The organism is Pseudomonas sp. NPDC089996, from assembly GCF_044748405.1.
In the GTDB taxonomy this organism is placed as follows: domain Bacteria; phylum Pseudomonadota; class Gammaproteobacteria; order Pseudomonadales; family Pseudomonadaceae; genus Aquipseudomonas.
The window spans coordinates 448,450-460,926 of record NZ_JBIVGA010000002.1 but is presented as its reverse complement, the minus strand read 5'-3'; the positions used below and the strand labels follow the sequence as shown (position 1 = coordinate 460,926).

Genomic DNA, 12,477 nt, shown 5'->3' with positions numbered 1-12,477 from the left:
TGGCATCGGGGGCGCACTAGCGGCCGGTGCGCCCATACGCCTGGCTGATCCGGTCGATCACCATTGCCAGTGCGACGATGGCCAAGCCCGCTTCGACGCCTTGGCCGACGTTGAGTGTCTGGATACCCGCCAGCACATCCTCCCCCAGCCCGCGGGCACCGATCATCGACGCTACCACCACCATCGACAACGCCATCATCACCGACTGGTTGAGCCCGGCCATGATGCTCGGCAGTGCCAGTGGCAGGGCGATGCGCCGCAGCCGCTGCCAGCGGCCGGCACCCAGGCCATGGGCGGCTTGCAGCAGCGACGGGTCGATCTGGCTCAGGCCCAGCTCGGTCAACCGCACCAGCGGCGGCAGGGCATAGATCAAGGTGGCGAACACCGCCGGCACCTTGCCCAGGCCGAACAGCATCAGCACCGGGATCAGGTAGACGAAGGCCGGCAACGTCTGCATCACGTCCAGCACCGGCATCAGCAGGCGCCGGGCCAGCGGGCGGGTAGCCAGCAGAATGCCCAATGGCACGCCAATCAGCACGCACAGGCCGGTGCTGACCAGCACCAGCGCCAAGGTCTGCAACAGTTTGTCCCACAGCCCAAGCATGCCGATGAACGCCAGCAGCGCCACCAGCACCACGGCGCGCAGCAGGCTGCGGCTGGCGTGCCAGGCGAGCAGGCCGACCAGCAACAGCAGCAGCCACCAGGGCATCAGGCGCAAGGCGTTTTCCAGCCCTACCAGCAGTTGCAGGAGTTGATCGGAGACGCTGCGCAGGTGGTCGCCATAGTGCAGTACCAGCCAGTCGACCAGGCGGTTGATCGCGTCGGCGAAGGACAGTTGCAAGGCTTCGGGGAAACCAGCACTCACAGGCTGGCCTCGACCTTGACGGCCGCGTCAGCGGGTAGCCAGGCCTTCCACACATCCGGGTTGGCGCGCAGGAACGCCTTGGCGGCATCGGCCGGTGGCTGGCGCTTTTCGTTCATCTCGGCCAAGGCCTTGTTCAGCCTGTCGATGGGCAGGTCGACCTTTTCGAACACGGCGACCAGCTCCGGATAATGGTCGCGAAATGCCTTGGATACGCCAATCGAAAGTTTGGCCGGCAACGATTGACTGCCCTTCGGGTCGGGATTTTTCGCATCGGTCAAGGTGGCCCAGGCGGCCGCATCGTAGGGTGGCTCCTGCAAGCGCACGAGGTCGTAGCGACCGATCAGCGCCGTGGGGCTCCAGTAGTAGAACAGCACGGGTTTCTTGCGGCGGATGGCCGAGTCCACTTCGGCATCCAGTGCAGCGCCCGAGCCCGTGCGGAAATTGTTGTACAGGCCTTCCAGGCCGTAGGCCTTGAGCTTCTGGCTGTTGACGATCTCCGAGGTCCAGCCGCTGGGGCTGTTGAGGAAGCGCCCTTTGGCCGGCTCTTCAGGGTCCTTGAACACCGACGCGTAGCGCTTGAGGTCTTCGACACTGCGCAGGTCGGGTGCGGGGGCTTTGTCGCCCTTGACCACGTAGGCGGGCACCCACCAGCCTTCTTCGGCGTTCTTCACCGTGTCACCCAGGGCGAACACCTCACCTGCCTTTTCGGCGTTGACCCAGGCGGGGCTGCGCCCGGCCCATTCTTCGGCAATGACCTGCAAGTCATTGCGCGCCAATGCCACTTCCAGGCTCACGGTGCTGCCAGGGAGGGTGTCGGTGGGGTAGCCATAACCCTGTTCGACGATCCGGCGCAGGATTTCGGTGGTCAGTGCGCCGCTTTCCCAGGTGAGGGCAGCGAAATGGATGGGCTTGTTTTGCTCGGCTGATGCGGCGCTGTAGGTGCTGGCCAGGCCGATGGCGAGCAGCAGGCTGGCCAGCAGCGTTGGAATCTTCTTCATGGGGCCTCGTCGGTAACCGCTCGGTGGGTTGCGGCAAGTGTAGACGAGCGATCCTGTCCGCCCCCCAGGAAGCGCTTCGCAATTCTGATGGTCGGCTGCGGCCGGAACAATTGCCGGCTCCAAATGGCAACACATCAATTTCGAGAGGCTGACCATGAGCTTGCAACTGGATTTCATCTATTACCGCAATTTCCGTTTCGACGGATTGTTCCATGTGCGGTGCCTGGGCCCCGACTTGCCCAAGGTCAACCGGATTCGTTACGAGCTCGAACGCGTGGAGTCGGGGCAGGTGGTTGAATTCGAAGGTGTATCGACCTATTCCCAGACCGCCAGCGGCAAGCTTGAAGAACATGGTTGCCAGGCCACACTGACGGCTGAGCGCGTGGCCGGCACCTACCGCATCAGGCCCAGGGTGGTGCTGATGGACAGCGAGGCGATCGCCATGAATCGCCCTACGGGCGCGGCTGGCGTTTTCGACCTGGAGCCGTTGGTTATCGAGATCGAAGAACGAGAGATGAGCCGTGGAATACTCGATAACGTACCGCTCGATGGCAGCGGTTCCAGACGCAAGCGCGCCTTGGCCGATACGTCAGGCAGCGGCGTGGACGACCCATGGGGCGCAGCGCAACCGACCTTTCCCTATCGCGAAGAAGGCAGGCGTTACCCGCCAGTGATGATCAAGTTTCGCCCGGGGGGGCTCGACACCTTCCTTGAGCAACTCGAAACGGCCTCGGGTTCAAGGCTGGCGCGCACCTGGCCGGGCCTGAAACCGCTGATCGGCCCCACGCCTTGCCTGGAAGCTGACGAGCGTGACATCGAAGCACTCGAAGTGCTGCGTGAGTACTGCACCATCAGCCAGCCCCTGTCGATGAGCAACGACATCTTCGTCGAGCTGCTGAAGACCCTGACGGCGTTGGATTATCTTGAGAACTTGCGGTTCCTGGCGCCGGAGGCGGACGGCGGCAATGTGATTCTGGGGGCGGCGGCAGTGCTGGCGACGTTGCTCACCGGCACTGTCGTGGCAGCGGGCAACCGTGCCAACGAAGAGGCCAGGCCGACACCAGACTTCGAACTTCAGCAGCAGTATCTGGATGCGCCGCAGAGTTCCAGCAAGGGGCTGAACATCCGCAAGGCCTGGGACAAGCAGGTGACAGGCTACGGCGCGCGGATCCATTTTTCCGACGGTGGATTGTTCGCCAACCATGAAGACCTCGCTGGCAATCCCAACGTGCAGATCGTCAGCGCTACCCCCAACGACGACCCTGATCACGGCACGGCGTCACTGGGCGTCATGGTGGCCGCGCGCAATGGCCTGGGCGTGACGGGCATCAGCCACGATTGCCAACTCTACCTTTACGACAACCGGGCATACACGAAATCAGGCCAATCCAGCACGCTAAAGCGATTGCTGCGCAGCGTGGCGCCAGGGGATATCGTCGGGATCAACCGGCAAACTGCCAGTATCAACGCGCTGCACACCATGTTGCCGTCTTTGCACGATAAGGACTGGTGGGATGTTTGCCGTAAACTGACACAGCGTGGCGCGGTAGTGGTCAACGCTGCGGCCAATGGCAGCAGCCAATCGGATACCGGCCTAGGTACGCAAGCCAGCTATGGTGTCGATCTTTCGCAGTGGAAGTTGTTCAATGACCACGGCGATGCGGGCGTGATCGTGGTAGGTGCCTGCCATTCCTGGGATGGCAAGCCGCACCAATATTCCAACCACCACTATCGTCACGCGATGCTCAATGCCTGGGGAGACAGTGTGGTCACCTTGGGCTACGGCCCATTGCAGGACAAAAAAGGCAATGACAGGGATTACACCGACAACTATGCCGGTACTTCATCAGCGACGCCGATGGTCGCGGGCGCGCTTTGCCTGATCCAGTCCTATGCCTTGCAGCAGCACCACCTCTACCTCGACAGTGAGCAGATGCACCTGTTGGTCATGGCCAGCGGCTTCCAGGACGCGACCCTGCCGTACAGCAGTGTTCTGCCCATGGGGGCCAGGCCTGACGTGCAGGGTGCACTGGTGCTGCTTGACCGTATCCTCGGTGGTGGCCGCTTCCACAGCACCAAGGATGAGTTGTAGCCGCGCACGCATCAGACCCGGAACTGATCCATCAACGCCTGTTGCTGGTTGGCCAGGCTGTTCAACGACTGGCTGACCCGCGCTGACTCGTTGGCCTGGCCGGACAGCGATTCGGTGACATCGCGGATGGTCGCGACGTTGCTGTTGATCTCTTCGGCCACCGCACTTTGCTCTTCGGCGGCCGAGGCGATCTGCAGGTTCATGTCGGTGATCACACTTACCGCCTGGCCGATGCGCTGCAGCGCGCTCACCGCCTGGCCCACCTGCTCGACACCACCCTGGGCCTGGCGATGGCTGTGGTCCATGCTGCCCACCACGTCGCGAGTACCGGCCTGCAGGGCTTCGATCACCTGGCGGGTCTCTTCCACCGACTCCTGGGTGCGCTGTGCCAGGTTACGCACTTCGTCGGCGACCACCGCGAAGCCGCGGCCTGCCTCACCGGCACGGGCGGCCTCGATGGCCGCGTTGAGTGCCAGCAGGTTGGTCTGCTCGGCGATCGAGCGGATCACCTCCAGTACCGAACCGATTTTCTCGCTGTTCTGCGCCAGGCCTTCGACTTCGGCCATGGCCTCGCTCATGTTGGCAGCCAGGGCATCGATGCTGGTGGTGGTGCGGTCGATCACCGCCAGGCCTTCGCGGGTGGCCTGGTCGGCCTCGCGGGCGGCTTGCGCGGCCTGTGCGGCGCTGCGGGCAACGTCCTGGGCAGTCGCGCTCATCTCGTGGGAGGCAGTGGCGACCTGGTCGACCTGGCGGTACTGCTGCTCCATGCCGGCGCTGGTTTCGCTGGCAATCGCCGAAGACTGGTCGGCGGTGCCGCGGGCGGCATGCACCGAGCGCTTCACCTCGGCGATGGTTGGTTGCAGTTTGTCGAGAAAGCGGTTGAACCAGCCGGCCAGTTCGCCGAGTTCGTCGCGCTTGTCGTAAGTCAGGCGGCGGGTCAGGTCACCTTCGCCGCTGGCGATGTCCTTGAGCATCGCGGCCACGCCGAGGATCGGCTTGGTGACGCCACGGGCCATCAGCCAGACCAGCAGCAAGCCGGCAATAGCTGCAGCCAGGCCCAGGCCCAGTTCCAGCAGGGTGCCGCTGGTGTTCAGGGTATCCAGCTCTTGCTTGAGCGCTTCGGCGGGGCCGGTCAGGGCATTTTCCGGAACATCCAGCAGCACGCCCCAGGGCTGGGCGCCGGGGATCGGTTCAAAGGCTGCCAGTACCTTCAGGCGGGCCTGGTCGTGAAGGATGCTGAGCTTGCCCTCAGCCAGCTTGCGCACCAACTCGGCGCCCTGGCGCGGGTCGACCTGGGCGAAGCGTTGGGCCAGCTTGCTGGCATCGGCGCTGTAACCGGCCAGCAGGCCGACCGGGCTGAGGATGCCGACCGTGGTGCGGCCTTCGTAGAGGCTGCGGCTGGCGTCCTGGCTCAGGGCCTGCAGGCTGTTGAGGTTGATGTCGATGGACAGGGTGGCGATGATCTTGCCGTTGACCGCCAGCGGGAAGACGATGCTGGTCATCAGCACGCGCTGGCCGTCGATGTCATAGAAGTACGGCTCCACCACGCAGACCTTGCCGGTGCTGCGCGGGCAGGTCCACCAGGTGTTGGCCGGCTGGCCGCTGGGGCCGATCTCGGTATTGGCCAGGTCGTGCTCGGGCAGGGCCATGGCAGTCAGCTGGCCGGCACGCGGCTGTGACCAGTACAGCGAGAAGCGCCCGGTTTCGTTGCTGCCCAGCTCGGGTTTGTCAGCGAACAGGCTGTCCTTGTTGTCCAGCGCATTGGGTTCGAACACCAGCGACAGGCCAAGCAGGTCAGGGTTGGCCTGCAGGGCGGTGCGCACCTGGCGGGTCAGGTCTTCACGCAGGTCGAAGGCGTCGAGGAAGCGTTTCTCCGCCTGTTCACGCAGGAACAGCACCTGGCGCGAGAAGCCCGCGCCGTACTGGTAGGCGTCCATGAACTGGCGGCGGATGTTGAGGGCCTGGACTTCGCCTTGCGACTCGATACGCGCTTGCGCGGCTTCGGTGAGCATCTGCATGCTGCTGGCCTTCACCAGGTCCGAGCTGTGGTCCATGCGATACAGCGAAAGGCCGACGAGCAGGGTGACGATGCCAGCGAGGCAGAGACCAGCGAGCAGGGTGATCTTCCACTGGATGGAGAGTTGTCGCAAAGGCATGGGGTGAGTCCCTTTTTATGCAGTAAGGGTTTTTGAGGGGCTGGGGGGTGTTCGCTGTGACGCTTCTGTCGCCTGAGAGATCGAGCGCCGCCCGCGCGGCGCTCGATCTCTCGGCCTCCCACCTATATCGACCCTGGCGCTTTTTTCTTTATTCAAACATTCAATTTAATATGACTGCGAAATGCGCCGTAATATGGCGCTTTTGACATCTAGCGCGCACTCCGTCAGAGTGCGCGCTTTTTGTCTGTCGCTAGAGGAAACTCAAACCATGAATGCAGTGATCGCCGCAGTCGGCATCATGCTGATACTCAGCCTGTCCCGCGTGCACGTGGTCATCGCCCTGATCATCGGTGCACTGGCCGGCGGCCTAGTCGGCGGCTTGGGGATCGAAGGCACGCTCAAGGCCTTCAATGGTGGCCTCGGTGGCGGCGCCACGGTGGCCATGTCCTACGCGTTGCTCGGCGCCTTTGCCGTGGCCATCGCCAAATCGGGCCTGGCCCATGCCCTGGCCGACCGTGCCCTGGCCATGATCGACCGCCAGGGCCATGCCAATGGCGGCAAGGTCAAATGGCTGCTGATCGGCCTGATGCTGGTGGTGGCGGTGTCGTCGCAGAACATCCTGCCCATCCACATCGCCTTCATTCCACTGCTGGTACCGCCACTGCTGTACGTGCTGACGCGCCTGCGCATCGACCGCCGGCTGATTGCCTGCGTGATCACCTTCGGCCTGATCACGCCGTACATGTTCCTGCCGGTGGGCTTTGGCAACATTTTCCTCAACGAGATCCTGCTGGCCAATGTCGCTCGGGCCGGGGTCGATGTGAGTGGGGTCAACGTCACCCATGCCATGGCCATTCCGGCCGCCGGCATGTTCGCCGGCCTGCTGCTGGCGGTGTTCATCAGCTACCGCAAGAAGCGCGACTACGACCTGGCGCGCATCGAGCAGGTCGAGCAGGTCAGCGTCCGGTACAACCCGCTGACCCTGCTGGTGGCGGGGCTGGCGATCGCTGCGGCGTTCATCGTGCAGTTGTGGCTGGATTCGATGATCATCGGCGCCATGGTCGGTTTCCTGATCTTCTCGCTGTCGGGCATCGTGCGCTGGAAGGACACCGACGACCTGTTCACCGAAGGCATGAAGATGATGGCCATGATCGGCTTCATCATGATTGCCGCCTCGGGCTTTGCCGATGTGCTGAAGGCCACTGGCGAGGTCCAGAGCCTGGTCGAGGCCTCTGCACAATGGATCGACCACAGCAAGGGCGTGGGCGCCTTGCTGATGCTGTTGGTGGGGTTGCTGGTGACCATGGGCATCGGTTCGTCGTTCTCGACGGTGCCGATCCTGGCGGCGATCTTCGTGCCGCTGTGCGTGCAACTGGGCTTCGACCCACTGGCCACCGTGTGCATTGTCGGTACCGCAGGTGCCCTGGGCGATGCCGGCTCGCCGGCTTCGGACTCGACCCTCGGCCCGACCTCGGGGCTGAATGTGGATGGCCAGCACCACCACATCTGGGACACCGTGGTTCCCACCTTCCTCCACTACAACCTGCCGCTGCTGGCGTTCGGCTGGCTGGCGGCGATGACGCTGTAAGGCGTCAGCCCTTGTCGGGTGGCGGGGAGATGCTGTTGAGGACGGTGCTGCCGTCCTTGCTGCGGGTCAGGTAGATCGGCAGCACCTTGGGCAGCTTGTCCACCAGCTGCCCGACCTCGCGGGTGTTGTAGATGCCGCTGATGCGCATGCGCCCGGTGCCGGGGTCTGCCAGCAGCAGCGGGGCGTCGAGGTAGCGGTTGATCACCGGCAGGGCCTGTTCCAGGCTCAGGTTGTCGAGCACCAGCTTGCCGTTGCGCCAGGCCAGGCTGTTGTCGTAGTCGTCGTTTTCGGCCAGTTGCGGCTCGAAGTCGCCGGTGTGGTAGCTGGCCTGCATGCCAGGGCCAAGGCGGTAGCCGCCCGCGTTGCCATCACTGCTGACCAGCACCGAGCCCTGCACCAAGGTGACCTTGACCTGATCCTGGTACTTCCAGACGTTGAACTGGGTACCGGTGACGCGGGTCTGGCCGCGGCCAGCGCGGACGATGAACGGGTGGCTGCTGTCGTGCTGCACCTTGAAGAAGGCTTCACCACGCTTGAGCGTGACCTGACGCTGGTCCTTGTAGTTGAAGTAGGTCAGTTCGGTGTGGAGGTTGAGCTCGACCGTGCTGCCGTCGCTCAACTGCACGGTCTGCATGTCGTTACCGGCTTCGAAATGCTGGTAGTGGTTGGGCAGCCAGCCTTGCTCCCAACCCACCCAGCCGGCCAGCGGCAGGGCCAGCAGGGCCAGTGCCGCTGCCGAGGCCAGAGGCCGCCAGTTACGTGCCCGTGGCGCATGCCGTGCAGGTGGGTTGAAGTCGATGATCGTGGCGGTGCGGGGCAACTGGTCGGCCGTTTGCCAGATTTCCAGCATCGCCTGGTATTCCTCGGCATGACGCGGGTCGGCCGCCAGCCAGCGGGCGAACGCGTCACGTTCGACCAGCGTGCAATCGTCGGCGTGCAGGCGCATGCACCAATGCGCGGCGGCGTCGGTGATGGCATCGTCTGGGCTGGGCGTGAGGCGGTCTTGATTCATCGTGGCTCCGGGTTTTGCGCATTCTACCCCTGCAAAGGGGGTCCCGAGAACCGAGGTAATGGCGAATGACTATCAGTTATGTGGGTTTTTTGTCGCTTTCGCAAGGGAATTTGCGCGTTTGAGAATACCTCGCGGGGCTTTTGGCCATCATGGAGTGCGCACGCCCGCTCAAAGTGAATTTTTACATAGCCCCCTAATCAAAGCTTTGACATTCACTGCCTAGGCAGTAATATTTTTAAACAATTGCCCGAGCAGACCCCGATGTCCCATTTCAACCCGGAAAACTTCCAGACCTGCGCCATCGGCATGCTGCTGGGCCGGGCGGCGATCCTCAAAGACCGCATTCTCGACTGGCACCTCGAATCCGAGGGCGTCACCGCCGCACAGTTCAAGGTGCTGATCATCGTCACCCAGTACCAGGTGGATACCCCGGCCGAACTTTGCCGCTACCTGGGCCTGGACAGCGGTTCGATGACCCGCATGCTCGACCGCCTCGAGCAGAAGGGCCTGCTGCTGCGCAACCGCTGCGCCGATGACCGCCGCCAGGTGCGCCTGGCGCTGAGCGCCGACGGTCAGCGCCTGGCCGACCGCCTGCCAGAAATTGGCGCAGCGGCGATGAACGAACTGGTCGGCGTGTTGCAGCCAGACGAGCTGAAGACCCTCGAAGGCCTGCTGGCCAAGGTGCTTCTTGGCGCCGGCGACCCTCTGACGATCCGCCGCTTCGGCGATCGTTGATCCCTGTTACGCATATTCCAAGGTATTGTCATGGCCACTCCCACAGACACCACAACTCCCTCCACCGACGCGCCGCCGTCGGGCAAGCGCAAGGCCTGGCTGCTCGGCCTGCTGTTGCTGGTGCTGCTCGCCGGCGCTGGCACCTGGGCCTGGTACAGCCTGGTCGGGCGCTGGCACGAAAGCACCGACGACGCCTACGTCAACGGCAACGTGGTTGAGATCACCCCGCTGGTCACTGGCACTGTCACCAGCATCGGCGCCGATGACGGCGACCTGGTGCATGCCGGCCAGGTGCTGTTGCAGTTCGACCCGGCCGACAGCGAGGTTGCCCTGCAGTCGGCCGAAGCCAAGCTGGCGCGTACCGTGCGCCAGGTGCGCGGGCTGTACAGCAACGTCGACTCGCTCAAGGCTCAGCTGCAAACCCGCCAGGCCGAGCTGCAGAAGGCCCAGCAGAACTACAACCGCCGCAAGGTGCTGGCCGACAGCGGGGCGATCGCTGCCGAAGAAATCTCCCACGCCCGCGACGACCTGACCGTCGCCCAGGCCGCAGTCAACGCCGCCCGTCAGCAGCTCAATACCAGCACCGCACTGGTCGACGACACCGTGGTGTCCTCGCACCCAGAGGTCATGGCGGCTGCGGCGGACCTGCGTCAGGCCTACCTCGATCACGCCCGCACCACCCTGGTGGCGCCGGTCACCGGCTATGTGGCCAAACGCACCGTGCAGCTCGGGCAGCGCCTGCAGCCGGGTACCGCGACCATGGCGGTGATCCCGCTGAACGAGGTGTGGATCGATGCCAACTTCAAGGAGACCCAGTTGCGCGACATGCGCATCGGCCAGCCTGTGGAAATCAGCGCCGACCTGTACGGCAGTGAAGTGAAGTACAGCGGCACGGTCGACAGTCTCGGCGCCGGTACCGGCAGCGCCTTCGCCCTGCTGCCGGCGCAGAACGCCACCGGCAACTGGATCAAGATCGTCCAGCGGGTGCCGGTGCGCATTCACCTCAGCGCCGACCAGCTCAAGGACCACCCGCTGCGCATCGGCCTGTCCACCGTGGTCGAAGTCGACCTGCACGACCAGAGCGGCCCGGCCCTGGCCCAGCAGCCACCGCAGCAGGCCAGCTACACCACGCAGGTGTACGACCGCCAGCTGGTCGAAGCGGACGACCTGATCGCCCGGCTGATTCACGACAACAGCGCCAGCGGCAAGACGGCGCAACGATGAGCAACAACGCCCCGGCCCAGTTCACCCCGCCGAGCCTGCTGCTGACCACCATCGGCCTGTCGCTGGCGACGTTCATGCAGGTGCTCGACACCACCATCGCCAACGTGGCGCTGCCGACCATTTCCGGCAACCTGGGGGTGAGCTACGAGCAGGGCACCTGGGTAATCACCTCGTTCGCGGTGAGCAACGCCATCGCCTTGCCGCTGACCGGCTGGCTGAGCCGGCGCTTTGGCGAGGTCAAGCTGTTCATCTGGGCCACGTTGCTGTTCGTGCTGGCGTCGTTCCTCTGTGGCATCGCCCAGTCGATGCCGGAGCTGGTGGGCTTTCGGGTGTTGCAAGGGGTGGTGGCAGGGCCGCTGTACCCGATGACCCAGACCCTGCTGATTGCCGTGTACCCACCGGCCAAACGGGGGATGGCCCTGGCCTTGCTGGCGATGGTCACGGTGGTGGCGCCGATTGCCGGGCCGATATTGGGTGGCTGGATCACCGACAGCTACAGCTGGCCGTGGATCTTCTTCATCAATGTGCCGATCGGCCTGTTCGCCGCTGCCGTGGTGCGCCAGCAGATGCGCACGCGACCGGTGGTCACCAGCCGTCAGCCGATGGACTACATCGGCCTGCTGACGCTGATCGTCGGCGTCGGCGCCTTGCAGGTGGTGCTGGACAAAGGCAATGACCTGGACTGGTTCGAATCGTCGTTCATCATTGTCGGCACGCTGATTTCCGTGGTGTTCCTGGCGATTTTCATCATCTGGGAGCTCACCGACCGCCACCCGGTGGTCAACCTGCGGCTGTTTGCGCACCGTAACTTCCGCATCGGCACCATTGTGCTGGTTGGTGGCTACGCGGGGTTCTTCGGTATCAACCTGATCCTGCCGCAGTGGTTGCAGACGCAGATGGGCTACACCGCTACCTGGGCGGGCCTGGCCGTGGCGCCGATCGGTTTGCTGCCGGTGATCATGTCGCCGTTCGTGGGCAAGTACGCGCACCGCTTCGACCTGAGGGTGCTGGCGGGGCTGGCGTTCCTGGCCATTGGCACCAGCTGTTTCATGCGTGCCGGGTTCACCAGCGAGGTGGACTTCCAGCACATTGCCCTGGTGCAGTTGTTCATGGGGATTGGTGTGGCGCTGTTCTTCATGCCGACCTTGAGCATCCTGCTGTCGGACCTGCCACCGCAGCAGATTGCCGATGGCTCGGGGCTGGCGACCTTCCTGCGTACGTTGGGAGGGAGCTTTGCGGCTTCGTTGACCACGTGGATCTGGATTCGTCGGGCGGACCAGCATCATGCTTACCTGAGTGAGCACATCAGTGAGTTTGACCCCGCGACCCGGCACACGCTGGAGCAGTTGGGCGGTGCGAGTTCGCAGAGTTACGCGCAGCTGGAGCAGATCGTGAATGCGCAGGCGTACATGATGTCGACGGTGGACTACTTCACCTTGATGACCTGGGTGTTTGCCGGGTTGATTCTGTTGGTGTGGTTTGCCAAGCCGCCGTTTACGGCGAAGGCAGGGCCGGCTTCGGCGGGGCATTGAGGGTGATCGCCTTAAGCTTTTCAGCGCCTGTGAAATCGAGCGCCGCCCGCGCGGCGCATCGCGGATCTTGAGCCGTGCAAACCGGGTGACAACCATGGCCTTGCAGGCGTGGCCACGTTGCAACAAATGTAGGAGCGAGCTTGCTCGCGATGCGCCGCGCGGGCGGCGCTCGATCTCGAAGGCGCTGCAAATCTTGTGGTGAACATCTCCTACAGGCGCCGAAAACCCCAAGACGAACATCTCATGCTCCGACCCAATCCTATCGCCTCTCCAGC

At 63.8% G+C, this 12,477-nt stretch carries 9 protein-coding genes; 5 read left to right on the top strand and 4 right to left on the bottom strand.

Annotated elements, in window-relative coordinates:
* Positions 1–16: 16 nt before the first annotated feature.
* Together ACIPW4_RS04970 and ACIPW4_RS04965 are read right to left on the bottom strand one after the other, a co-directional pair.
* Positions 17–865 (bottom strand): ABC transporter permease, encoded by an 849-nt coding sequence (locus ACIPW4_RS04970; protein WP_400655365.1) that lies wholly within the window; start codon positions 863–865, stop codon positions 17–19.
* The gene (locus ACIPW4_RS04965; protein ID WP_400655362.1) at positions 862–1,863 is read right to left on the bottom strand and encodes an ABC transporter substrate-binding protein; all 1,002 of its coding nucleotides are present in this window, start codon (positions 1,861–1,863) and stop codon (positions 862–864) included. Before ACIPW4_RS04965 ends, ACIPW4_RS04970 begins: the two co-directional genes overlap by 4 nt.
* 154 nt (positions 1,864–2,017) lie before the next feature.
* Here ACIPW4_RS04965 and ACIPW4_RS04960 point away from each other — a divergent pair, with 154 nt between their 5' ends.
* Positions 2,018–3,955, top strand: coding sequence for a S8 family serine peptidase (locus ACIPW4_RS04960; RefSeq protein ID WP_400655359.1), 1,938 nt, complete (start codon positions 2,018–2,020; stop codon positions 3,953–3,955).
* Between the two features lie 11 nt (positions 3,956–3,966).
* Here ACIPW4_RS04960 and ACIPW4_RS04955 read toward each other — a convergent pair whose 3' ends face one another.
* Positions 3,967–6,111, bottom strand: coding sequence for a methyl-accepting chemotaxis protein (locus tag ACIPW4_RS04955; RefSeq protein ID WP_400655356.1), 2,145 nt, complete (start codon positions 6,109–6,111; stop codon positions 3,967–3,969).
* A gap of 268 nt (positions 6,112–6,379) precedes the next feature.
* Here ACIPW4_RS04955 and ACIPW4_RS04950 point away from each other — a divergent pair, with 268 nt between their 5' ends.
* Entirely contained in the window at positions 6,380–7,699 is a 1,320-nt protein-coding gene (locus tag ACIPW4_RS04950; protein WP_400655353.1) for a Na+/H+ antiporter family protein, read from the top strand.
* A 4-nt stretch (positions 7,700–7,703) separates the two neighbouring features.
* Here the strand turns inward: ACIPW4_RS04950 and ACIPW4_RS04945 are convergent, their stop codons facing one another.
* Positions 7,704–8,711: a FecR family protein gene (locus ACIPW4_RS04945; protein ID WP_400655350.1), complete on the bottom strand. Its 1,008-nt coding sequence runs from the start codon at positions 8,709–8,711 to the stop codon at positions 7,704–7,706.
* A gap of 261 nt (positions 8,712–8,972) precedes the next feature.
* Here ACIPW4_RS04945 and ACIPW4_RS04940 point away from each other — a divergent pair, with 261 nt between their 5' ends.
* From ACIPW4_RS04940 to ACIPW4_RS04930, 3 genes are read left to right on the top strand one after another with little or no spacing between them, the layout of a single operon-like run.
* Positions 8,973–9,446: a MarR family winged helix-turn-helix transcriptional regulator gene (locus ACIPW4_RS04940; RefSeq protein WP_400655347.1), complete on the top strand. Its 474-nt coding sequence runs from the start codon at positions 8,973–8,975 to the stop codon at positions 9,444–9,446.
* 30 nt (positions 9,447–9,476) lie between these two features.
* On the top strand, positions 9,477–10,670 hold the full coding sequence (locus tag ACIPW4_RS04935; RefSeq protein WP_400655344.1) for an HlyD family efflux transporter periplasmic adaptor subunit: 1,194 nt from the start codon (positions 9,477–9,479) through the stop codon (positions 10,668–10,670).
* Positions 10,667–12,202, top strand: coding sequence for a DHA2 family efflux MFS transporter permease subunit (locus tag ACIPW4_RS04930; RefSeq protein ID WP_400655341.1), 1,536 nt, complete (start codon positions 10,667–10,669; stop codon positions 12,200–12,202). Before ACIPW4_RS04935 ends, ACIPW4_RS04930 begins: the two co-directional genes overlap by 4 nt.
* Positions 12,203–12,477 lie beyond the last annotated feature (275 nt).